The organism is Pseudomonas palleroniana (assembly GCF_022836895.1).
GTDB lineage: Bacteria > Pseudomonadota > Gammaproteobacteria > Pseudomonadales > Pseudomonadaceae > Aquipseudomonas > Aquipseudomonas palleroniana.
On sequence record NZ_CP092411.1, the window covers coordinates 5,006,768 to 5,028,840 of the forward strand.

Annotated in this window: 17 protein-coding genes and 1 pseudogene; 10 read left to right on the forward strand and 8 right to left on the reverse strand. The window is 60.8% G+C overall.

The annotated features are described in order from the left end of the window. Nucleotides 1-25: 25 nt before the first annotated feature. Nucleotides 26-664, reverse strand: a complete 639-nt coding sequence (locus MJP36_RS22395; protein WP_372241670.1) for an MlaA family lipoprotein — start codon at nt 662-664, stop codon at nt 26-28. A gap of 247 nt (nt 665-911) precedes the next feature. Between MJP36_RS22395 and pcrP the strand changes: the two genes are divergently transcribed. Both pcrP and MJP36_RS22405 read left to right on the forward strand, forming a co-directional pair. After that, entirely contained in the window at nt 912-1,520 is a 609-nt protein-coding gene (gene pcrP / locus MJP36_RS22400) for an HAD superfamily inactivated hydrolase PcrP (RefSeq protein WP_244384028.1), read from the forward strand. A 110-nt stretch (nt 1,521-1,630) separates the two neighbouring features. Next, nucleotides 1,631-1,897 carry a DUF4404 family protein gene (locus MJP36_RS22405; RefSeq protein ID WP_060753164.1) on the forward strand — a complete coding sequence of 89 codons (267 nt, stop codon included), beginning with the start codon at nt 1,631-1,633 and terminating at the stop codon, nt 1,895-1,897. A gap of 75 nt (nt 1,898-1,972) precedes the next feature. Here MJP36_RS22405 and queF read toward each other — a convergent pair whose 3' ends face one another. Then, a complete protein-coding gene (gene queF, locus MJP36_RS22410) occupies nt 1,973-2,803 on the reverse strand; it encodes an NADPH-dependent 7-cyano-7-deazaguanine reductase QueF (protein WP_244384029.1) in 831 nt (276 codons plus the stop codon). A gap of 69 nt (nt 2,804-2,872) precedes the next feature. Beyond that, nucleotides 2,873-3,394, reverse strand: coding sequence for a copper-resistant cuproprotein CopI (copI, locus tag MJP36_RS22415; protein WP_244384030.1), 522 nt, complete (start codon nt 3,392-3,394; stop codon nt 2,873-2,875). A gap of 156 nt (nt 3,395-3,550) precedes the next feature. Between copI and MJP36_RS22420 the strand changes: the two genes are divergently transcribed. Then, nucleotides 3,551-4,231: a heavy metal response regulator transcription factor gene (locus MJP36_RS22420; protein WP_090366148.1), complete on the forward strand. Its 681-nt coding sequence runs from the start codon at nt 3,551-3,553 to the stop codon at nt 4,229-4,231. Continuing rightward, nucleotides 4,228-5,575: pseudogene (locus MJP36_RS22425) on the forward strand (heavy metal sensor histidine kinase). The gene MJP36_RS22420 and the pseudogene MJP36_RS22425 overlap by 4 nt, the downstream one beginning before the upstream one ends. A gap of 107 nt (nt 5,576-5,682) precedes the next feature. On the opposite strand, the gene MJP36_RS22430 reads toward MJP36_RS22425, so the two are convergent. From MJP36_RS22430 to MJP36_RS22440, 3 genes are read right to left on the reverse strand one after another with little or no spacing between them, the layout of a single operon-like run. Next, a complete protein-coding gene (locus tag MJP36_RS22430; protein WP_090366151.1) occupies nt 5,683-6,927 on the reverse strand; it encodes a lipoprotein-releasing ABC transporter permease subunit in 1,245 nt (414 codons plus the stop codon). A gap of 58 nt (nt 6,928-6,985) precedes the next feature. Beyond that, nucleotides 6,986-7,669: a lipoprotein-releasing ABC transporter ATP-binding protein LolD gene (lolD, locus tag MJP36_RS22435; RefSeq protein WP_162843511.1), complete on the reverse strand. Its 684-nt coding sequence runs from the start codon at nt 7,667-7,669 to the stop codon at nt 6,986-6,988. 7 nt (nt 7,670-7,676) lie between these two features. After that, entirely contained in the window at nt 7,677-8,927 is a 1,251-nt protein-coding gene (locus MJP36_RS22440; protein ID WP_244384031.1) for a lipoprotein-releasing ABC transporter permease subunit, read from the reverse strand. A 94-nt stretch (nt 8,928-9,021) separates the two neighbouring features. On the opposite strand from MJP36_RS22440, the gene MJP36_RS22445 reads away from it, so the two are divergent. Both MJP36_RS22445 and MJP36_RS22450 read left to right on the forward strand, forming a co-directional pair. Beyond that, entirely contained in the window at nt 9,022-9,606 is a 585-nt protein-coding gene (locus MJP36_RS22445) for a PilZ domain-containing protein (protein ID WP_244384032.1), read from the forward strand. A 43-nt stretch (nt 9,607-9,649) separates the two neighbouring features. Further along, nucleotides 9,650-10,372, forward strand: a complete 723-nt coding sequence (locus tag MJP36_RS22450) for a glycerophosphodiester phosphodiesterase (protein ID WP_060753155.1) — start codon at nt 9,650-9,652, stop codon at nt 10,370-10,372. Nucleotides 10,373-10,414: 42 nt separating this feature from the next. On the opposite strand, the gene sthA is transcribed toward MJP36_RS22450, so the two are convergent. Then, nucleotides 10,415-11,809, reverse strand: coding sequence for a Si-specific NAD(P)(+) transhydrogenase (sthA, locus tag MJP36_RS22455; protein ID WP_060753154.1), 1,395 nt, complete (start codon nt 11,807-11,809; stop codon nt 10,415-10,417). Between the two features lie 359 nt (nt 11,810-12,168). Between sthA and tcuC the strand changes: the two genes are divergently transcribed. Next, nucleotides 12,169-13,461, forward strand: a complete 1,293-nt coding sequence (gene tcuC, locus MJP36_RS22460; RefSeq protein WP_060753153.1) for an MFS transporter — start codon at nt 12,169-12,171, stop codon at nt 13,459-13,461. 62 nt (nt 13,462-13,523) lie between these two features. Here the strand turns inward: tcuC and MJP36_RS22465 are convergent, their stop codons facing one another. Continuing rightward, complete coding sequence (locus MJP36_RS22465) at nt 13,524-14,987, reverse strand: glyceraldehyde-3-phosphate dehydrogenase (RefSeq protein WP_060753152.1); 1,464 nt, start codon at nt 14,985-14,987, stop codon at nt 13,524-13,526. 340 nt (nt 14,988-15,327) lie between these two features. Between MJP36_RS22465 and mfd the strand changes: the two genes are divergently transcribed. From mfd to MJP36_RS22480, 3 genes are read left to right on the forward strand one after another with little or no spacing between them, the layout of a single operon-like run. Beyond that, nucleotides 15,328-18,777 (forward strand): transcription-repair coupling factor, encoded by a 3,450-nt coding sequence (gene mfd, locus MJP36_RS22470; protein WP_244384033.1) that lies wholly within the window; start codon nt 15,328-15,330, stop codon nt 18,775-18,777. An 11-nt stretch (nt 18,778-18,788) separates the two neighbouring features. Next, a complete protein-coding gene (locus MJP36_RS22475; RefSeq protein ID WP_060753150.1) occupies nt 18,789-19,358 on the forward strand; it encodes a CsiV family protein in 570 nt (189 codons plus the stop codon). 9 nt (nt 19,359-19,367) lie between these two features. Continuing rightward, on the forward strand, nt 19,368-22,058 hold the full coding sequence (locus MJP36_RS22480) for a DEAD/DEAH box helicase (protein WP_161548745.1): 2,691 nt from the start codon (nt 19,368-19,370) through the stop codon (nt 22,056-22,058). The last annotated feature ends 15 nt before the right edge of the window (nt 22,059-22,073 follow it).

A 22,073-nucleotide genomic window follows, 5' to 3' on the forward strand; every position in this document is an offset into this window, starting at 1 on the left:
TTTTTCCATTTCAAAATGTCACGACTTAAAAGTCGTCGACGACCTTGCCGTCCTTGACCTTGAACTCGCGGTTCTGCAGGTAAGCGTTACGGATGAAGGTGTATTTGTCGCCGGTGATCAACTTCTCGCTGTCGAGCAAGCTGGCACGGGTATCAACCACGTTCAGGCCGAAGGTGCTGTTGCGCCAGCCGATATCGTTCATGTAGCGATACGGTTGGGTGTAAGTGTCCACGTACTTGGAGGGCGCATCACGCAAGGTGCTCGGGCCCAGCAACGGCAGCATCACGTAAGGGCCGCTGCCCACACCCCAGTAGCCGAGGGTCTGGCCGAAGTCTTCGTCGTTGCGGTGCAGCCCCATTTTGGTGCCGACATCAATAAAGCCCAGCACGCCGAACGTGGTGTTCACCAGCAGGCGCGCGGTGTCGACGCCGGCCGCATGCGGTTTGAGCTGCAACACGTCGTTGGCAAAGTTGCCCACGTCGCCGATGTTGCGGAAGAAGTTATGGACGCCCGTCTGCACAAACTGCGGGGTGACAAACTGATAACCCTGGGCCAATGGCTTGAGCGCGTAGGTATCAACGGTGTCGTTGAAGGTGAAGATTGGGCGGTTGACGCTTTCCCATGGATCGTCTTCGGACGCAGCTTGGGCGGCGAACGGGGCCATTAAAATAGTGGCACACACAGATAGCTGAGCGAAATATTGGCTCCAGCGCATAGCTTTGGCTCCTTGAATAGTCTGTCATGGGCGCTATGCCCTGAAGAAGATCGTCAGTATATGACGGAAGTATCAATTTAGGCAGCTAGTAGGAAATGTCATATGGAAAACGAACAAAATTCCTACAATCGCTTGTCAGTGTCATCTGCTTGTCATCGCGCCTCGCTAGCGTCACAGCTATTTCAGGGATGTCGAAATGCCTCACGCCGAAATTGCCGTCGCCAGCGCCCCCGCCTTGACTGCTGTCCTATTCGGCCTGAGTGGCTGCCTGGTGGATTTCGGTTCCCAGGCACGCACCGATTCGTCCTCTCCCGACTCCCAGGCCACCCCGGGCGCCCTGAAGATCCTGCGCAGCCTCAAGGATCAGGGCGTGCCTTGCGCCTGGTTGGATGAGCTGCCCCCGGCAGTGACTCAGCCACTGGCTTCCGGATTGCCCAGTTGGTTGAAGGCAACACCTCCCTCCTCCATCCGCTGGCCTGCGCCGCATGCGTGCTGGCAAGCCTTGATGGAACTCAACATCGAACGCCTGGACGGCTGCGTGCTGGTCAGCGGTGAACCACGCCTGCTGCAATCGGGGCTCAATGCCGGGCTGTGGACCATTGGCTTGGCCTCCTGTGGCTCACTCTGCGGCTTGGCGCCCGAGCCATGGCAGGCTCTTACCGAGCAACAGCGCGAGCACAAACGCGCCAAAGCCACGGTAGCGCTGTATGGGCTGGGCGTGCACTCGGTGATCGATCACCTGGGCGAACTCGGCACTTGCCTGGCAGACATCAGCCGGCGCCGGCTCAAAGGCGAAAAGCCCTGATCGAGATCATGCACAGTCGGCGCCGGTGGATTAATCTACAGGTCAGCCCGTAGACCTTTCTCGGCGTGCCGCGGTCTATGCCAGTGCCTATCGATAAAAGGAAAAATGTCATGCCTGATCGCAAAAAACTGGAAGAACAGGTCGAAATCCTGCGCGGGCAACTGGAACAGGAACCGCCGCTGTCGCTGGAAAAACGTGAAGCACTGGAAGAGCTGATTGCCCGGTTCGAAGTGCAACTTGAATTGGAACCGGCGACTCAGACCCCCAGCATTGCTGACGATGTAAACCGGGCGTTGGAGGGTTTTGAACTGGATCATCCAGGCATTGCCGGGACACTGCGCAATATCGTGATCACCTTGGGCAACATCGGGATCTGATCTCCCCGCCAGCCAAGCGTAGATCCAATGTGAGAGGGGCAAACTCCTCTCTCACACTTGAAACCTGGGTACAGGCTACTGACGAGCCAGGCGCACGTTCTGGAACGTCACATTCTCAGTGCTGCGATACGGGTTGATATCCAACCCGCCACGGCGCACATACCGCGCATACACCGTCAATTTCTCCGGCTTGAGCAGACGCTGCAGGTCCAGGAAGATGCGTTCCACACACTGCTCATGGAAGTCCGAGTGCTGGCGAAAGCTCACGATATATTCCAGCAGGCTGGCGTGATCCAGCGCCGAACCCCGGTACTCCACCACTACGCTGCCCCAATCGGGCTGGCTGGTGACCGGGCAATTGGATTTGAGCAAGTGGCTGTGCACGCTCTCTTCGACGATGCGCGAATCGTCGCAGCGCAGCAATTCGGGGCGCGGATGCTCGTAGTTGCTGACACTGATATCCAAGCCGTCGATACACACGCCCGGTAAGGCCATCACGCCCTCGGCCTCTATCTCGGCCAGGCTGCGGATGCGTACCGTCACCGGCTTGCCGGCGGCGGCGCTGAGGTCGTCGCGCAGCGTCGCTTCCAGGCCCTGGATGTCGGCAAAGGCGGTCTGGTTCAGCGAGTTGAGGTACAGCTTGAAAGACTTGGACTCGATGATGTTCGGCGAGTCGGCCGGGATGCTGAACTCACCGATGGCCACCACCGGCTTGCCCGACGGCAACAGCCAGGACAATTCGAAGCAGTTCCAGAAATCCACGCCCTTGTAAGGCAGGGTCTCGGCACTCAGGCCAAGCTCGGCCCATTTGGCGGCACGAGGGATCGGAAACAGCAACGACGGCGTGTAAGTGGAGATGTATTCACTGGACTTGCCCAGCGGCGAATGTTCGGCTGCGGGATGCATGGCGGAAACCTGGCTAAATAAACCGCGCCAGTCTATCAGCCTTTGCTCCCGCGCCTAAACGGCACCGGATCAATCGACGTTGAGCTTGCCGACCATACCCGCCTGGTAGTGCCCGGGAAGGTTGCACGCAAACTCCAGGCCGGTGGATTTACTGAACGTCCAAGTCAATTCGGCGGTTTTACCCGGCTCGACCAGCACGCTGTTGGGATCATCATGCTGCATGCCGGCCCCGTCACCATGCCCCATGGCACTGTGGTCCATCTTGCCCATGCCGGTAGCGGTGAGCATGCCGCTGGCCTGCATCTGTAACATTTCCTCCTGGTGCTCGGCATGCATCGCCGCATCGCCCAGGTTGAACTCGTGGAGCAACTGGCCTTTGTTGACGAGCACAAAACGCACCGTCTCACCGGCTTTTACGTCCAGTGACTTGGGCGCAAACGAAATGTCCTGCAGGACCACTTCCACGGTGCGCGTGGCTTTGCTCGCCGGCGCCGGCTGGCCAAATGCGAAGGTGTGGGCTGCATCGGCAGCCGCATCGAAACTTAACGCCAACAAGCAACCCGCCAGGATCAGGGGTGTACGCAACGCCATGGTTCTTCTCCAAAAATGTGTGACTCGCTTGACCCGCACTTTAAGATTACGCCGCTGCCAGCTACCTGACTGCTAGATTACAACTTTGTCAGGTTGCGCCCTTCCCCCGGCGCCCACGGTATAAAGCCCGTCGAGCCCCGTTGCCAAGAGCTGCCCATGAAACTGCTGATCGTCGAAGACCAACCCAAGACCGGCCAATACCTGCGCCAGGGCCTAGCCGAAGCTGGGTTTACCACCGAGTTGGTGGCTGACGGCACCACGGGCCAGCACCTGGCACTGACCGGTGACTACGACTTGCTGATCCTCGATGTGATGCTGCCGGGCCGCGACGGCTGGCAGATCCTGCAAGCGGTGCGCAGCGCCGGCCTGGAGCTCCCGGTGTTGTTCCTGACCGCCCGCGATGCCGTGGAAGACCGCGTGCACGGCCTGGAACTGGGGGCCGACGACTATCTGGTCAAACCTTTTGCGTTTTCCGAACTGCTGGCCCGCGTACGCAGCCTGTTGCGCCGTGGCAGCAGCACCCCGCAGGAAACGGCACTGCAACTGGCTGACCTGCGTCTGGACTTGATCCGCCGCCGTGTCGAACGGGACGGCCAGCGTATCGACCTGACCGCCAAGGAATTCGCCCTGCTCGAACTGTTACTGCGGCGCCAGGGCGAAGTGCTGCCCAAGACCTTGATCGCCTCCCAAGTGTGGGACATGAACTTCGACAGCGATACCAACATCATCGAAGTGGCCATCCGCCGGCTGCGCCTGAAAGTCGACGATCACTACGCCAACAAACTGATCCACACCGTGCGCGGCATGGGTTATGTGCTGGAGGAACGCGCCAATTGATCAAGCGTTTATCCCTGGCCAGCCGCCTGGCACTGTTGTTTGCCGCCTGCACGGCGGTGGTTTCGTTGCTGGCCGGCGTGCTATTCAACCGTGCCAGCGAAGCGCACTTTCTTGAGCTGGACCAACAACAGCTCGACAACAAGCTGCTGGCCTTGCGTGCGACCTTGCAGGGTGTCGACTCGCCGCAGTCGTTCGCCCAACGCGAAGCACAACTGCGCGCCGAACTCCTTCACCAGCAGGACCTGACGCTGCGCATCAGCGCCGGCGGCCAGCGCTGGCTGGACAACGCGCCCAGCATTAGCCTGCCCGAGGCCCCCGGCCTGCACAGCCTGCAAAGTGCCGGCACCGAGTACCGGGTGTATAACGCGCCCCTGAGAGCAGGCCAGCCCGACTCGCCGCAACTGACCCTGATACTCGACATCACCCACCACCAGCACTTCCTGCAACGCATGCAACACCTGATCTGGCTCACCGTCGGGCTATCAGCCCTGGCTACCGCCCTGCTCGGCGCCTGGGCGGCACGCAGTGGGTTACGGCCATTGCGGCGCATGGGGGAAGTGGCCGCCGGCGTGTCCGCGCACTCACTGACCCAGCGGCTGCCCCAGGAACAAATGCCGGTGGAACTGGCCGAACTGGCGCAGGCTTTCAACGCCATGCTTGGCCGCCTGGATGATGCCTTCCAACGCCTGTCGGCGTTCTCCGCCGACATCGCCCATGAACTGCGCACGCCTCTGTCCAACCTGTTGACCCAGACCCAGGTCATCCTTACCCAACCGCGCCCGCTCGAGGACTATCGGGAGGCCCTGCACAGCAATCTGGAGGAGCTGCAATGGATGGCGCAGTTGGTGAATGACATGTTGTACCTGGCCAAGGCGGATCACGGTTTGCTGGTACCCAAGCGGGAAGCGCTGGCGTTGGCGGATGAAGTGGATGCGTTACTGGAGTTCTTCACCTTGCTGGCCGAAGACGCACAGATCAGCCTGGTTCGCGAGGGGACTGCCCAGACGACGGGCGATCGCGGGATGTTGCGCCGGGCACTGTCGAACCTGCTGGATAACGCGCTGCGCTTTACGCCTGCGGGGGGCGAAGTGCGTGTGCGTCTGCAGAACGGGGTGAGGCTTTGCGTGGAAAACACCGGTAAAGGTATTCCAGAAGCACTGTTGCCGAAGTTGTTTGATCGGTTCTATCGGGCCGACCCGGCGCGCCGTGAAGGCAGTAGCGAGCATGCGGGGCTGGGACTGGCGATTACCCAGTCGATTGTGCGGGCGCATGGGGGGGAGGATTTTCTGTGAGTCCGAGGCGGGATGGACGCGGTTTGTGATTGAGTTGCCCGCCGGGATTTGATGCAAGATGGGCCGGCGCTATCGGGAGCAAGCCCCGTCCCACATTTTGAATTGTGAATACATCCAAATGTGGGAGAGGGGGCTTGCTCCCGATAGCGGTCTCGAACCCTACGAATATCTCAGCGCATGCGCCGGTTCGATCTTCGCCGCCCGATAAGCCGGGTACAACGTCGCCAAAAAGCTCAGCACAAACCCGGCCGTGCAAATCAGCAACACATCGCCGCCCTGCAGTTCCGAGGGCAGGTTGCTGACAAAATACACATCCGAGCTGAAGATATGCTGCCCGGTCACCCGCTCCAGCCAGCCCACCAGTTCACTCACGTTCAATGCCGCGATCACGCCGAGCACGCCACCGATCAAGGTGCCGACGATGCCGATCACCGTGCCCTGCACCATGAAGATCGCCATGATCTGGCGCGGCGTGGCACCGATGGTGCGCAGGATCGCGATATCCGCGCCCTTGTCGTTCACGACCATGATCAGGGTGGCGATGATGTTGAACGCAGCGACGGCGACGATCATCAGCAACAGCAGGCCGATCATGGTCTTTTCCATCTTCATCGCGCTGAACAGGCTGCCCTGGGTGTGGGTCCAGTCATCGGCCTTGTAGGCGGCGCCCAGGCTGGCGGCGATATCCGCCGAGACCTTGGGCGCTGCGTACAGGTCTTTCACCGCCAGGCGCACGCTTTGCACCTGGTTCGGCTGCCAATGCTGTATCTCTGCCGCGTCAGCCATGTGGATCAAGGCCATGGAGCCATCCAGCTCGGCGCCGACCTTGAAGATACCGACCACGTTCAAACGCTGCATGCGCGGCGTGATGCCCCCCGGTGCAGTGCTGACTTCCGGCACGATCAGGGTCAGCTTGTCACCCACGTTCAGGCGAAAGCGCCGTGCGGTGATTTCGCCTACCACCACACCGAACTCGCCTGGCTTGAGGTCATCCAGTTTGCCGCGCACGATGTGCTGGGCCACGATGGATACCTTGCCTTCCTGGGCCGGGTCGACGCCGCTGATCTCGATCGGCTGCATCGCACCTTTGTAGGAGAACATGCCGTCCATCTGCGTGAACGGCACGGCCGCCGTGACTTCAGGGTTCTTCATGGCGGCCGCAGCCACCGGCTGCCAGTCATTGATCGGGTTCACGCCGACGATGGTGGCGTGGGGCACCATGCCGAGGATGCGCGAACTCATTTCGCGCTGGAAGCCGTTCATCACCGACAGCACCACGATCATCGCCAATACGCCCAGGGCGAGACCGATCATCGAGGTCATCGAGATAAACGAAACAAAACGGTTGCGGCGCTTGGCGCGGGTATAGCGCGTGCCGATGAAAATCGATAACGGTCTGAACATTCGCGGGCACCGTTGAAAAAATGGAAAACCCGACGTCCGGCGCCGGGCTTGAAACGGGTCAGATGGCGACCAGATGACCTTCCTGCAAGTGCAACACGCGATCCATCTGGCGGGCCATGCTCATGTCATGGGTGACCACCAGGAACGCGGTGCGCATCTGGGTACTCAGTTCCAGCATCAAGTCCTTGATGCCCTGGGCCGTGTGGGTATCGAGGTTGCCGGTGGGCTCATCCAGCATCACCAGCCCGGGGTTGTTGACCAGGGCACGAGCAATCGCCACGCGCTGGCGTTCACCGCCGGACAGCTCGGCCGGTTTGTGCTCCAGGCGATGCCCCAGGCCGACACGCTCCAGCAGCGCCTTTGCGCGCTGGCGCGCTTCCGGGATGGCGGTCTTGCCGATCAGCAGCGGCATGCACACGTTTTCCAGGGCGGTGAATTCCGGCAACAGGTGGTGGAACTGGTACACAAAACCGAGCGAACGGTTGCGCAGTTGGCCGCGGGCCTTCTCGCCCAGGGCCGACAATTCTTCACCGGCCAGCCAGACGCTGCCCGCCGACGGCGTATCCAGGCCGCCCAACAGGTTGAGCAAGGTACTTTTGCCGGAACCGGAACTGCCGACGATCGCCACGCGCTCGCCAGGATGAAGTTCCAGTTGCAGGTTGGACAGCACCACCACCGACTCCGGGCCTTCCTCGTAGGATTTGCCCAGGTTGCGGCAGCTCAGGATTGCTTTTTCACTCATGCCCGATTCACTCATAACGTAAGGCCTGTGCTGGCTGGGTACGTGCCGCGCGCCAGGCTGGATACAGGGTGGCAAGGAAACTCAAGACCAACGCGGCACCGCCGACCATCAACACGTCCTGGGCCTGAACCTGGGACGGCAGGTAATCGATGAAGTAGACGTCGGCGTTGAGGAACTTGTGGCCGATGACTTTTTCCAGCGCAGCAATGGCGGCGCTGACATTCAGCGCGGCGAGAATGCCGACAGCGGTGCCGATCAACGTGCCGACCACGCCGATCACGGTGCCCTGCACCATGAAGATCGCCATGATCTGCCCCGGCGTGGCGCCGAGGGTACGCAGGATCGCGATGTCACCCTTCTTGTCATTCACCACCATCACCAGCGTGGAAATGATGTTGAACGCCGCCACGGCGACGATCAGCAGCAACAGCAGGCCGATCATGGCTTTTTCCATGCGGATGGCCTGGTAGAGGTTGCCGTGGGTGCGGGTCCAGTCGCGTGCGTAGTACTGGCTGTCGCCCAAGTGCTGGGCGATTTCCCACGACGCGCGCGGGGCATCGAACAAGTCGTTGAACTTCAGCCGCAGCCCCTGCACCTGATCCGGCTGCCAACGGTGCAGGCGGGCCAGGTCGGTGAGGTTGGTCAGGCCGAGGTAGCCGTCGATTTCGCCGGCGCCCACGTGGAAGGTGCCGACCACAGTGAAGCGCTTCATGCGCGGGAACATGCCGGCCGGGGTCACGGTGACTTCCGGCGCGACGAAGGTCAGCTTGTCGCCTACCCCCACACCGAGCTTGGCCGCGGCCTTGTCGCCGATCACGATACCGAAGTTGCCGGGCGCCAGGTCGTCGAGTTTGCCTTGCAGCATGAACTTATCGATGATCGAGACCTTGCGTTCCTCGGCCGGGTCGATGGCATTGAGCAGGATCTTCTGCACCTTGCCGTCGTTGGTCAGCAACCCCTGCATCTGGGTAAAGGGCGCCACGGCCACTACCTTGGGGTTCTGCTTGACCTTGTCGGCCAGGCTTTGCCAGTCGCTGATGGGCGAATCGGCCTCGATGGTCGCGTGGGGCACCATGCCCAGCACGCGGGTGCGCATCTCATGGTCGAAGCCGTTCATGACCGACAGCACCACGATCATCACGACCACGCCCAAGGCGAGCCCGATCATCGAGGTCAAGGAGATGAACGACACAAAATGATTGCGGCGCTTTGCACGGGTATAACGCGTGCCAATGAATACGAAGAGAGGTCTGAACATGTCGGGGCTTGTTCGGAGGAAAAGAAGACGTCCCGGTGGCGGGGTCTGGTAAGCAGCTTTACACTCTGACCATTACCGTTACCTGGGGTTCGCCATGTCGACATTAGATGAAGAAGAGCGCCGCGAATACTACCGTATCGACGACATGATCGCACTCCAAATCAAATGCCTGTCCGCCCCCGAAGCCGCGAGCAAGGAAGTGTTGCAGGATGATTCGCCGCTGTTCAATCTGCTCAGCGAGCTGCACCTCAGTGAATTCGAAGCCCAACACCTGTTACGCCAGCTCAGCGAGAAGGATCGTACCCTCGCCGCGTTCCTGCGCGTGCAGAACAAACGCCTGGACCTGCTCAGCCAGATCATGGCCCGTGGCCTGCTCGATGAGGTCGGCGCACCGCAGCCGGTGATCATTTCCGAAGGGGGCATCGATTTCCAACACCCCACCCCGCTGGCCACCGGCGCTCACCTCGCCGTCAAGCTGGTGCTCATGCCCCAGGCCCTTGGCCTGCTGCTGCGTGCGCGGGTAACCCATTGCGACCTCGAGGGTGGTGGTTTTGACGTGGGCACTGAATTCGAAGCCATGACCGATGCCCAACGCCAATTGCTGGCGCGCTACATCCTGCAGAAACAAGCACAGGAACGCCGCTTGGCGCGGGAAAAGAGCGACGCCCCAGACACCTGATTCATCTTTACCCGGCCAGCAGACCTGGCATTAAGGAGCAATTGTGACCCTGATCTACGGCCATCGCGGTGCCAAAGGCGAAGCACCGGAAAACACCCTGACCAGCTTTCAGGAGTGCCTCAAGCACGGTGTACGCCGTTGCGAACTGGACCTGCACCTGTCCATGGACGGCGAGTTGATGGTCATCCACGACCCGACCCTCAAGCGCACCACCGACCGGCGCGGCAAAGTCGTCGAGTATTCGGCGGCCGACCTTGTGAAGATGGACGCACGCAAAGGCGGCCCGGGCTGGGTCAAGCCGTGCCCGATTCCCCGCCTGGAAGAACTGTTCGAACAGTGCGACTTCGATCACTGGCAACTGGAAGTCAAAAGCGCTTCACGCACCCGCGCCGCCACCACCGTGCTGGCGATTCGGGAAATGGCCGTACGCTTCGGCCTGATGGACAAGGTCACCGTGACCTCGAGCTCGCGGGAAGTGTTGAAGGCGGCGCTGGAACTGACCCCGGACCTGTCACGCGGCCTGGTCGCCGAATATGCCTGGCTCGACCCGCTGAAGATCGCGCAGAACTATGGCTGTGAGATCCTGGCGTTGAACTGGACGTTGTGCACCCCTGAGCGTCTGGAAAAAGCCCAGCGTCAGGGCCTGCACGTGTCCGTGTGGACAGTCAACGAACCTGCGCTGATGCGCAGGCTCGCCGACTTCGGCGTAGATAGCCTGATTACAGACTTTCCCGGTTTGGCCACTGCCACTCTCGAGAATTACTGAAATCGGTCTCCCCGGCCGGCTCAGGCCACCGGCCGGAGCCGCTCAAAAAAGCCGGTTGAGGCCGTCGTAGGCCGCTACCCGATAGGCTTCGGCCATGGTCGGGTAGTTGAAGGTGGTGTTGACGAAATACTTGAGGGTATTTTGCTCACCCGGCTGGTTCATGATGGCCTGGCCGATATGCACGATCTCCGAAGCCTGGTAGCCGAAGCAATGCACGCCGAGGACTTCCAGGGTTTCGCGATGGAACAGGATCTTCAGCATGCCTTGCGGCTCGCCGGCGATCTGCGCACGCGCCATGCTCTTGAAGAACGCCTTGCCCACTTCATAAGGCACCTTGGCCTTGGTCAGTTCGTGCTCGTTCTTGCCGATCGAGCTGATCTCCGGAATGGTGTAGATCCCGGTCGGCACGTCGTTCACATAGCGCCAGCTGCCATTGTCGACGATGCTGCCCGCCGCCGAACGGCCTTGGTCGTGCGCCGCACTGGCCAGGCTTGGCCAACCGATCACGTCACCCGCGCCGTAGATGTTCGGCACGCAGGTGCGGTAATTCTCGTCCACCTCGATCTGGCCACGGCTGTTGACCTTGACCCCGATGTTTTCCATGCCCAGCTTGTCGGTGTTGCCGGTACGGCCGTTGCACCACAACAAGGCGTCGGCCTTGATCTTCTTGCCGGACTTGAGGTGCAGGATCACACCATTGTCCAGACCTTCGACCCGCTCATACTCTTCGTTATGGCGCACGGTGATGTTGTTGTTGCTGAAGTGGTAGCTCAACGCCTGGGAAATTTCCGAGTCGAGGAAGCTCAGCAACTGGTCGCGGTTGTCCACCAATTCCACCAACACGCCCAGGCCGCTGAAGATCGAGGCGTATTCACAGCCGATCACGCCGGCGCCGTAGATGATCAGTTTGCGCGGGGTGTGGCCCAGGCTGAGGATGGTGTCGCTATCGTAGATACGGGCGTGGTTGAAATCGATATCGGCCGGGCGATACGGGCGCGAACCAGTGGCGATGATGATGTGCTTGGCCACCAGCTTCTCGACCACACCATTGGAGCACACCACTTCAACGGTTTGCTCGTCGGCGAAACTGCCGGTGCCGAAGAACAGGTCGACACGGTTACGGGCGTAGTAACCGGTGCGCGACGCCACCTGCTTGGCGATGACTTTCTCGGCACTTTTCAACACGTCCGGGAACGAGAACCAGCGCGGCTCACCAATGGCCCGGAACATCGGGTTGGTGTTGAACTGCATGATCTGGCGCACCGAGTGACGCAAAGCCTTGGACGGGATGGTGCCCAGGTGGGTGCAGTTACCGCCGACCTGGCGACGGCTATCGACCATCGCCACCTTGCGCCCTGCCTTCGCAGCGTTCATCGCCGCACCTTCTCCAGCCGGGCCGGAACCCAGTACCACCACGTCGTAGTTGTAGACAGCCATGCGTACTCCTCAGAACAGGCCAGGCGCACGGTTGGACGCCTGGCTAAATCATGCCGCGGCCAGCGGTCATGAAGGACAATTCGGCTCAAGTGTGTGAACCGGGGCACAGTCTATATAAGGCTCAACGCCGCGCACATTAACCCTTGGTCGCGTCATAGGCCAGTATTGACTTAACGACAGATCCAGGAAATTGCAATAACTGCGACAACCAGTCACTTGACTATCGGTTTTTATTGCCTGGCATGGCTAATACACATATGGTTACAAAACTGTTCAGTGAAGCCTCGCGTAGCGACTTTGCAGCAAGGATGACCAGCGACCAGGGATCACCAATAAGATAGCCAAAATGAGTGCATGACATGTCCACGTCAACGGGCAAAGGCAAAGCGATCTTTCGCGTTGTCAGCGGTAACTTCCTCGAAATGTTCGACTTCATGGTCTACGGCTTCTACGCCACGGCCATTGCCAAGACCTTCTTCCCCACCGACAGCGCCTTCGCGTCCCTGATGCTGTCCCTGGCGACGTTCGGTGCCGGCTTCCTCATGCGCCCGCTGGGTGCGATCTTCCTCGGCGCCTACATTGACCGTCACGGCCGTAAAAAAGGCCTGGTGATCACCCTGGCGCTGATGGCCGCCGGCACCATCCTGATTGCCTGCGTGCCGGGGTATGCCACCCTGGGTGTCGCGGCGCCACTGATCGTACTGCTTGGCCGCCTGCTGCAAGGCTTCTCCGCCGGCGTGGAGCTGGGTGGCGTTTCGGTATACCTGGCGGAAATCGCCACACCGGGCCGCAAGGGCTTTTTCGTCAGTTGGCAGTCCGCCAGCCAACAGGCCGCGGTGGTATTCGCCGGCCTGCTCGGCGTGGGCCTGAACCATTGGCTCAGCCCCGAAGAAATGGGTGACTGGGGCTGGCGCGTGCCGTTCCTGATCGGTTGCCTGATCGTGCCGGTGATCTTTGTGATTCGCCGCTCCCTGGAGGAAACCCCTGAATTCCAGGCCCGTAAACACCGCCCTACCCTGCAGGAAATCGTCCGCTCGATCGGCCAGAACTTCGGCATCGTCATCGCCGGCATGGCATTGGTGGTGATGACCACCGTGTCGTTCTACCTGATCACGGCCTACACACCGACCTTCGGCAAGGCGGAGTTGCACTTGTCGGACTTCGATGCCCTGCTGGTGACCGTGTGCGTGGGGATTTCCAACTTCATCTGGCTGCCGGTAATGGGCGCTGTGTCCGACAAGATCGGGCGTAAACCCCTGCTGATGGGGGCGACGATTCTGGCGATCCTCACGGCGTATCCGGCCCTGTCGTGGCTGGTGGCCAACCCAAGCTTCAGCCATCTACTGATCGTGCTGTTGTGGCTGTCGTTCCTGTACGGTTCGTACAACGGTGCGATGGTAGTGGCGCTCACCGAGATCATGCCGGTCGAGGTGCGTACCACAGGTTTCTCCCTGGCCTACAGCCTGGCGACCGCAACGTTCGGCGGTTTTACCCCTGCGGCCTGTACCTACCTGATCCACGTACTGGACAACAAGGCGGCACCCGGGATCTGGCTCAGTGGCGCGGCCGTGCTGGGGTTGATTGCGACCCTGGTCCTGTTCAAGGGCAACCGGCATGCGCTGCGCACTGCCGAGGCCGCCATCGTTCGCTGAACACTGAACCGCAGACAAAAAAACGCCCCGACATGTCGGGGCGTTTTCATTACGGCTGATGCTTAGCGCGGGAACGCAGGCGGGTTGACCCCAGCCATGTCTTCCATCACGCGAACCACCTGGCAGCTGTAGCCGAACTCGTTGTCGTACCACACGTACAGGACAACGCGGTTGTCCTGGGTGATGGTCGCCTCGGCATCCACCACACCGGCGTGGCGCGAGCCAACGAAGTCGGTGGATACCACTTCCTGCGAATTGACGAAGTCGATCTGCTTATGCAGATCGGAGTGCAGCGCCATATAACGCAGGTACTCGTTCATTTCTTCACGGGTGGCGGCTTTCTCGAGGTTCAGGTTGAGAATGGCCATCGACACGTTTGGCGTTGGAACGCGGATCGCGTTACCGGTCAGCTTGCCGGCCAGCTCAGGCAATGCCTTGGCAGCAGCGGTGGCGGCACCGGTCTCGGTGATCACCATGTTCAACGCGGCGCTACGACCACGGCGATCGCCTTTGTGGAAGTTGTCGATCAGGTTCTGGTCGTTGGTGTACGAGTGAACGGTTTCGACGTGGCCATTGACGATGCCGAACTTGTCATTCACAGCCTTCAGCACCGGCACGATGGCGTTGGTGGTGCAGGAAGCGGCGGACACGATCTTGTCGTCAGCGGTGATTTCGCCGTGGTTGATGCCGTGAACGATGTTCTTCAGCTTGCCCTTGCCAGGCGCGGTCAACACAACGCGGTCGATACCCGGGCAGGCCAGGTGCTGGCCCAGGCCGTCGGCATCACGCCATACGCCGGTGTTGTCCACCAGCAGGGCGTCCTTGATACCGTACTGGGTGTAATCCACCTCGGACGGGTTCTTCGCGTAGATCACCTGGATCAGGTTACCGTTGGCGGTGATGGTGTTGTTTTCTTCGTCGATGACGATGGTGCCATTGAACGGGCCGTGTACCGAGTCGCGACGCAGCAGGCTTGCGCGCTTGGTCAGATCGTTCTCTGCGCCTTTGCGCACAACGATGGCACGCAGGCGCAGGCCATCGCCACCACCGGTTTTCTCGATCAGGATACGCGCCAGCAGGCGGCCGATACGACCGAAGCCGTACAGGACAACGTCGGTGCCTTTACGGGCAGCGGCGTTTTGCTGGCCAATCACCTCGGCCATTTCTTCACGCACGAACTGCTCGGCGCTGCGGCCATTGCCTTCGTTGCGGAATTTATAGGCCAACTTGCCCAGGTCTACCGAGGCCGCGCCGAGCTTGAGCTCGCTCATGGCCTTGAGCAGCGGGAATGTTTCGTGGACGGAGAGTTCGCTGTCGTCGGCGGAGCGATGGCGTGCAAAGCGGTGGGCTTTGAGAATCGCAATGACAGACTGGTTGATCAGGCTGCGGCCATAGATCGAGCTCACCACATTGTTATTGCGGTACAGCTGGCCGATAAGCGGAATCATCGCTTCTGCGAGTGCTTCACGGTCGATCCATTCACCAAGACACTGGTCGGGCTTCTGAGTCACGGGAACCTTCCACATGTAGGGGCAGAAAAAAGGGGCTACATTATGACGCCCGACCGCCCTCGGAGCAATGCGCCAAAGCCAACAAAAAGTGCTTGCCAAAAACCGACACCCCGCTGCAGCCCAGTAAATACGCGGCTTCCAGAAGGCCGCCGGATAGGCGACCCAGGCGACTTGTCCGTAACCCTCCGAAAACCATGCACCGTTTGGCACTACATATTGAGTCAAAACGCAGCTTTGTTTGTCTTAGCCACTACATTTCCTACAAACCGCATTAGGCACAGTCAGCAACTGACAGGCGGCACCTTGGGCCGTTACAATTACCGACTTTGTCGCAACGCTTGGAGCTCAACCTTCCGTGCCCGTTCTGCGTCTACCGCTTCTCCCTGCCGCGGCAGGTAAACAGCACTGGGGCAACCTGCCCGGTGCCGCCCTGAGCCTGGCCATTGCCGAGGCTGCCAGCGCAGCCAAGCGCTTTACCCTGCTGCTCACCGCCGACAGCCAAAGTGCCGAACGGCTGGAGCAGGAGCTGAGCTTCTTCGCCCCCGATTTGCCGGTGCTGCATTTCCCCGACTGGGAAACCCTGCCCTACGACCTGTTCTCGCCGCACCAGGACATCATTTCCCAGCGCATCGCCAGCCTGTATCGCTTGCCGGAGCTGGCCCACGGTGTACTGGTGGTGCCGATCACCACGGCGCTGCACCGCCTGGCGCCGACCAAGTTCCTGCTCGGTAGCAGCCTGGTGCTGGATGTCGGCCAGAAACTCGACGTGGACCAGATGCGCACGCGCCTGGAAGCCAGCGGCTACCGCTGCGTCGACACGGTGTACGAACACGGCGAGTTCGCCGTGCGCGGGGCACTGATCGACCTGTTCCCCATGGGCAGCAAACTGCCGTATCGCATCGACCTGTTCGATGACGAAATCGAGACCCTGCGCACCTTCGACCCGGAAAACCAACGCTCCATCGACAAGGTCGATTCGGTCAAGCTGCTGCCGGCGCGGGAATTCCCCCTGCAAAAGGATGCAGTGACCCGCTTCAAGGCGCGCTTTCGCGAGCGCTTCGACGTGGACTTCCGCCGCTGCCCGATCTTTCAGGACTTGAGCAGTGGGATTACGCCGGCCGGGATCGAGTACTACCTGCCACTGTTCTTCGACGAAACCTCCACCCTGTTCGATTACCTGCCCCAGGACACCCAGGTGTTCTCGCTACCGGGTATCGAACAAGCGGCGGAAAATTTCTGGAACGATGTGCATAACCGCTATGAAGAGCGTCGCGTCGATCCGTCGCGTCCTTTATTGCCGCCCGCCGAATTGTTCCTGCCGGTGGAAGACTGCTTCGCGCGCCTGAAAAGCTGGCCGCGCGTGGTTGCCAGCCAGCAAGACGTGGAAGCCGGCAGCGGCCGCGAGCGCTTCCCCGCGCAAACGCTGCCGGACCTGGCGATTGAAGCCAAGGCCAATCAGCCGTTGGAAGCGCTGTCGAATTTCCTCGGCGATTTCCCCGGCCGCGTGTTGTTTACCGCCGAATCCGCCGGTCGCCGCGAAGTGCTGCTGGAGCTGCTGGAACGCTTGAAGCTGCGCCCGAAAACCGTCGACAACTGGCCGGACTTCGTTGCGGGCAAAGATCGCCTGGCGATCACCATCGCGCCGTTGGACGAGGGCCTGTTGTTGAATGACCCGGCCCTGGCGCTGATCGCCGAAAGCCCGCTGTTCGGCCAACGCGTGATGCAGCGCCGCCGCCGAGAAAAACGTGCCGACGCCAACAACGATGCCGTCATCAAGAACCTCACCGAGCTGCGCGAAGGCGCACCGGTGGTGCATATCGACCATGGCGTAGGTCGCTATCTGGGCCTGCAGACCCTGGAGATTGATAACCAGGCCGCCGAATTCCTCACCATGGAATACGCCGAGGGCGCCAAGCTCTACGTGCCCGTGGCCAACCTGCACCTGATCGCCCGCTACACCGGCAGCGACGACGCCCTGGCGCCGCTGCATCGCCTGGGTTCCGAGACCTGGCAGAAAGCCAAGCGCAAAGCCGCCGAACAGGTGCGCGATGTGGCCGCCGAGTTGCTCGACATCTACGCCCGCCGCGCCGCCCGCGAAGGTTATGCGTTCGCCGACCCGAAAGCCGACTACGCCACCTTCAGCGCCGGCTTCGCCTTCGAAGAAACCCCGGACCAGCAAACCACCATTGAAGCCGTGCGCGCCGACATGCTCGCGCCCAAACCGATGGACCGCCTGGTGTGCGGCGACGTGGGCTTCGGCAAGACCGAAGTGGCCATGCGCGCAGCGTTCATTGCCGTACACGCGGGCAAGCAAGTGGCGATTCTGGTGCCGACCACCCTGCTCGCCCAGCAGCACTACAACAGCTTTCGCGACCGCTTTGCCGACTGGCCGGTGACCGTGGAAGTGATGAGCCGCTTCAAGTCGGCCAAGGAAGTGAGTGCCGCCGTCGCCGATCTCGCCGAAGGCAAGATCGACATCGTGATCGGCACCCACAAGCTGCTGTCGGACGATGTGAAGATCAAGAACCTGGGCCTGGTGATCATCGACGAAGAACACCGCTTTGGGGTGCGCCAGAAGGAACAGCTCAAGGCCCTGCGCAGCGAAGTCGACATCCTGACCCTTACCGCCACGCCGATTCCGCGCACGCTGAACATGGCGGTGTCGGGCATGCGCGACCTGTCGATCATCGCCACGCCGCCGGCGCGCCGCTTGTCGGTGCGCACCTTCGTCATGGAGCAGAACAAAAGCACGGTCAAGGAAGCGCTGCTGCGCGAATTGCTGCGCGGCGGGCAGGTTTATTACCTGCACAACGATGTGAAAACCATCGAGAAATGCGCCGCCGACCTCGCCGAACTGGTGCCGGAAGCCCGTATTGCCATCGGCCACGGCCAGATGCGCGAACGTGAACTCGAACAGGTGATGAGCGACTTCTATCACAAGCGCTTCAACGTACTTATCGCCTCGACCATTATCGAGACCGGCATCGACGTGCCGAGCGCCAACACCATCATCATCGAGCGCGCCGACAAGTTCGGCCTGGCCCAATTGCACCAGTTGCGTGGCCGCGTCGGGCGCAGCCACCACCAAGCCTACGCCTACCTGCTGACGCCTCCACGCCAGCAGATTACCGGGGATGCCGAAAAGCGCCTGGAAGCGATCGCCAACACCCAGGACCTGGGGGCCGGTTTTGTACTGGCCACCAACGACCTGGAAATCCGCGGTGCCGGCGAATTGCTGGGCGACGGCCAAAGCGGACAGATCCAGGCGGTGGGCTTCACCCTGTATATGGAAATGCTGGAACGCGCCGTGAAGGCCATTCGCAAGGGCGAGCAACCGAACCTCGACCAACCCTTGGGTGGCGGTCCGGAAATCAACCTGCGCTTGCCGGCGCTGATCCCCGAGGATTATCTGCCGGATGTGCATGCACGATTGATCCTGTACAAGCGCATTGCCTCGGCCACCGATGAAGAAGGTCTCAAGGACCTGCAGGTGGAAATGATCGACCGCTTCGGCCTGTTGCCTGAACCGACCAAGAACCTGGTGCGCCTGACCTTGCTCAAATTGCAGGCCGAGCAGTTGGGGATCAAGAAGGTCGACGCCGGGCCTCAAGGTGGGCGCATCGAATTTGCAGCGCAAACGCCGGTTGACCCCTTGGTGCTGATCAAGCTGATCCAGGGGCAGCCCAACCGTTACAAGTTCGAAGGGGCTACGCTGTTCAAATTCATGGTCCCGATGGAACGCGCCGAAGAACGCTTTAATACCCTGGAGGCGCTGTTTGAGCGCCTCATCCCGAAATCCGCTTGAAGGACGCCCCCATGCGCCTGCTCCGCACCCTAAGCCTGCTGTTGGTGGTACTCGCACCGGCGGCCTTTGCCGACAGCCCGTATCAGGTGGAAATGATCCTGGTACGCCAGAACGCGGAGCCGGTGATCAACAGCCGCGCCGCACCGGAAAACTGGGATGCCGGTGCCGTTCACTTGGGCAGTGATAAAATCAGCCCGCCGCGCCTGAACAACATCGTCGACAAACTCAATGCGGACAACAGCTACACCGTGCTGGCGCACAAAGCCTGGGAGCAGAACCTTGGCGATCAACCGGTGAAAGTCGCGATCACCGACGGCCAGGAGCAATTCGGCCAGTTCCCTATCGAAGGCGTGCTGAACCTGCAATTGGGCCGTTTCACCGATATCGACGCCGACTTCTGGATCAACCAGTTCGACAGCAATGGCAGCGTGATCGCCAGCGAGCACCTGGCCCAGAAAGACGTGCGCACCAAGAACAACCAGCTCAACTACCTGGATGGCGGCCATCTGGCGCTGCTGATCAAGATCACTTCGCTGACCGCCAAGCCACCCAGCGCACCACCGCCCGACATTCAGGACTGATCCAGCGCCATGCCCCTGACGTCGTCATTGACCAAACCACTGGCCCCTTCGTGGGCCAACCGCTTTAAAGAGCAGAGCTTGGAGCGCGGGCGGCGTTATGCACTGGAAAATCGCGTGCGCATCGTCGAGTCCGGCGACAGCACCATCATCGCCAGTTGTGAAGGCTCCGGCAGCAACGTTTACCGGCAGACCATCTCACTGCGCGAATCGGCCAAGGGCACACTGATTCTGGTGGACAGCCGCTGTACCTGCCCGGTGCACACCAACTGCAAACACATCGCGGCGGTATTGCTCAAGGTTCAGGAAACCCTGGCTTACCCGGCCGCCGCCCAGGACGCCGAGCTGCTGGAAAAGCTCCAGGCCGTACTGGATAACCGCGTGGTGTTGCCGCAAGTGGTGATGGAAGATGTGCCGCCCGTGCCGCGCTTATGGCTGGCCAGTGCCGAATTCAGTGCGTTCGAGCCGCGCAACGGCAAGATGCAGCGCTATATCCAGCACCGTGCGGCGTTGTCGTTCAATTATTTGGGCAACTATGTCAGCGGGCAGAAAAACGCAGACATCATCGTGCGCCAGGAATCCCAGAGCCTGCGTATCAAGCGACATCCCGAGCTGGAACAGCGCTATCGCGAACAACTGCGCCTGCTGGGCTTCAAGATCGCCACGCGGCAGAGCAAAGCCCTGCCGGAAAGCGCCGGCGAACTGTTCGAAATGGTCAATGACAGCGCCTGGCTGAACTTCACCCTCAATGCATCGCCCACCTTGCGCAGCGACGGCTGGGAGCTGCAGATCGATGAAGATTTCGGCTTCGACCTGAGCGCCGTCGATGATTGGTACGCCACGGTCGATGAAGGGCCGGAGCGCGACTGGTTCGACCTGGAGTTGGGGATTATCGTCAACGGTGAGCGCCTGAGCCTGCTGCCGATCCTGTTGAACCTGATGCGCTCCCACACCGAAATTCTCAACCCGGAAAAACTCGCACGGCGCCGCGATGACGAGCTGATCCTGGTGAATATCCCGGGGCTGCCCAATGGTCATGGGCCGCTGCAAGTAGCGCTGCCCTATGGCCGGTTGAAACCGGTACTGGCCACCCTTGGCGAGTTTTATCTGCAAGATCCCGGCACCACCACACTGCGCCTGGCCAAGGCCGACGCGATTCGCCTGAACCCACTGGAAGACCTGCCACTGCAATGGGAAGGTGGCGAGAAAATCCGCAACTTTGCCCAACGCCTGCGCGACATCAAGGATTTCACCTGCATAGCGCCCGAGGGGCTGAACGCTACCTTGCGCCCGTATCAGCTGGAAGGCTTGAGTTGGATGCAGTCGCTGCGCCAATTGGACGTCGGTGGGATTCTTGCAGATGACATGGGCCTGGGTAAAACCTTGCAAACCCTGGCGCATATTCTCAGTGAAAAAACCGCCGGACGCCTGGACCGGCCGTGCATGGTGGTGATGCCCACCAGCCTGATTCCCAACTGGTTGGATGAGGCGGCGCACTTCACACCGCAACTCAGGGTATTGGCGCTGTACGGTGCGGGACGCAAGAAACATTTCCCGAACCTGCAGGAGTATGACCTGCTGCTGACCACCTATGCGTTGCTGCCCAAGGACATAGAACGGCTCGCCGCCCTGCCCTTGCATGTGCTGATCCTCGACGAAGCTCAATACATCAAGAACCCCAACAGCAAGGCGGCCCAGGCGGCGCGCGAACTGAATGCACGGCAGCGCCTGTGCCTGAGTGGTACGCCACTGGAAAACCACCTGGGCGAGCTGTGGTCGTTGTTCCACTTCCTGCTGCCGGGCTGGCTGGGCGATGTCAAAAGCTTCAACCGCGACTACCGCGTGCCCATCGAAAAGCGCGCCAGTGATGTGCGATTGCAGCATCTCAATGGTCGGATCAAACCGTTCCTGCTGCGCCGCACCAAGGAGCAGGTGGCAACCGAGTTGCCACCCAAGACCGAGATCATCCACTGGGTCGATCTCAATGAGGCCCAGCGCGATGTGTACGAGACCATGCGCCTGGCCATGGACAAGAAGGTGCGCGACGAGATCACCCGCAAGGGGGTGGCCCGCAGCCAGATCATCATTCTTGAAGCACTGCTCAAGCTGCGCCAGGTGTGCTGCGACCTGCGCCTGGTCAACGACGCGACCTTTCCCGTACGGGGCAGCAGCTCCGGCAAGCTCGACAGCCTGATGGAGATGCTCGAGGAGCTGTTTGAAGAGGGGCGGCGAATCCTGCTGTTTTCCCAGTTCACCTCGATGCTCAGCTTGATCGAGACCGAGCTGAAAAACCGTGGCATCGCCTATGCCTTGTTGACCGGCCAGACCCGGGATCGGCGTACACCGGTGAAGGATTTCCAGAGCGGCAAACTGCAGATTTTTCTGATCAGCCTGAAGGCCGGTGGCGTAGGCTTGAACCTGACCGAAGCCGACACTGTGATCCATTACGACCCATGGTGGAACCCGGCCACGGAAAACCAGGCCACCGATCGCGCCTATCGCATCGGGCAAGAGAAGCCGGTGTTCGTGTACAAGATGATTGCCCGAGGCACGGTGGAGGAGAAAATCCAGCACCTGCAGAAGGAGAAGTCCGACTTGGCGGCAGGCGTGCTGGATGGTCGCACGACCGGGGATTGGCAATTGGGCAACGAGGATATCGAGGCGTTGTTTGCACCGTTGCCCAACAAACAGGAAAAGCGCTGACGGTCAGACCGTCAT

Excerpts from the sequence above, each read along its gene's own strand:
- sthA (WP_060753154.1), bottom strand. The coding sequence starts at position 11,809 with ATGGCTGTCTACAACTACGACGTGGTGGTACTGGGTTCCGGCCCGGCT.
- MJP36_RS22430 (WP_090366151.1), bottom strand. The coding sequence starts at position 6,927 with ATGTTCAGACCGTTATCGATTTTCATCGGCACGCGCTATACCCGCGCC.
- MJP36_RS22440 (WP_244384031.1), bottom strand. The coding sequence starts at position 8,927 with ATGTTCAGACCTCTCTTCGTATTCATTGGCACGCGTTATACCCGTGCA.
- queF (WP_244384029.1), bottom strand. The coding sequence starts at position 2,803 with ATGCATCCCGCAGCCGAACATTCGCCGCTGGGCAAGTCCAGTGAATAC.
- MJP36_RS22465 (WP_060753152.1), bottom strand. The coding sequence starts at position 14,987 with ATGTGGAAGGTTCCCGTGACTCAGAAGCCCGACCAGTGTCTTGGTGAA.
- MJP36_RS22445 (WP_244384032.1), top strand. The coding sequence starts at position 9,022 with ATGTCGACATTAGATGAAGAAGAGCGCCGCGAATACTACCGTATCGAC.
- MJP36_RS22475 (WP_060753150.1), top strand. The coding sequence starts at position 18,789 with ATGCGCCTGCTCCGCACCCTAAGCCTGCTGTTGGTGGTACTCGCACCG.
- copI (WP_244384030.1), bottom strand. The coding sequence starts at position 3,394 with ATGGCGTTGCGTACACCCCTGATCCTGGCGGGTTGCTTGTTGGCGTTA.
- MJP36_RS22405 (WP_060753164.1), top strand. The coding sequence starts at position 1,631 with ATGCCTGATCGCAAAAAACTGGAAGAACAGGTCGAAATCCTGCGCGGG.
- MJP36_RS22395 (WP_372241670.1), bottom strand. The coding sequence starts at position 664 with ATGGCCCCGTTCGCCGCCCAAGCTGCGTCCGAAGACGATCCATGGGAA.
- MJP36_RS22420 (WP_090366148.1), top strand. The coding sequence starts at position 3,551 with ATGAAACTGCTGATCGTCGAAGACCAACCCAAGACCGGCCAATACCTG.
- MJP36_RS22480 (WP_161548745.1), top strand. The coding sequence starts at position 19,368 with ATGCCCCTGACGTCGTCATTGACCAAACCACTGGCCCCTTCGTGGGCC.
- pcrP (WP_244384028.1), top strand. The coding sequence starts at position 912 with ATGCCTCACGCCGAAATTGCCGTCGCCAGCGCCCCCGCCTTGACTGCT.
- lolD (WP_162843511.1), bottom strand. The coding sequence starts at position 7,669 with ATGAGTGAAAAAGCAATCCTGAGCTGCCGCAACCTGGGCAAATCCTAC.
- tcuC (WP_060753153.1), top strand. The coding sequence starts at position 12,169 with ATGTCCACGTCAACGGGCAAAGGCAAAGCGATCTTTCGCGTTGTCAGC.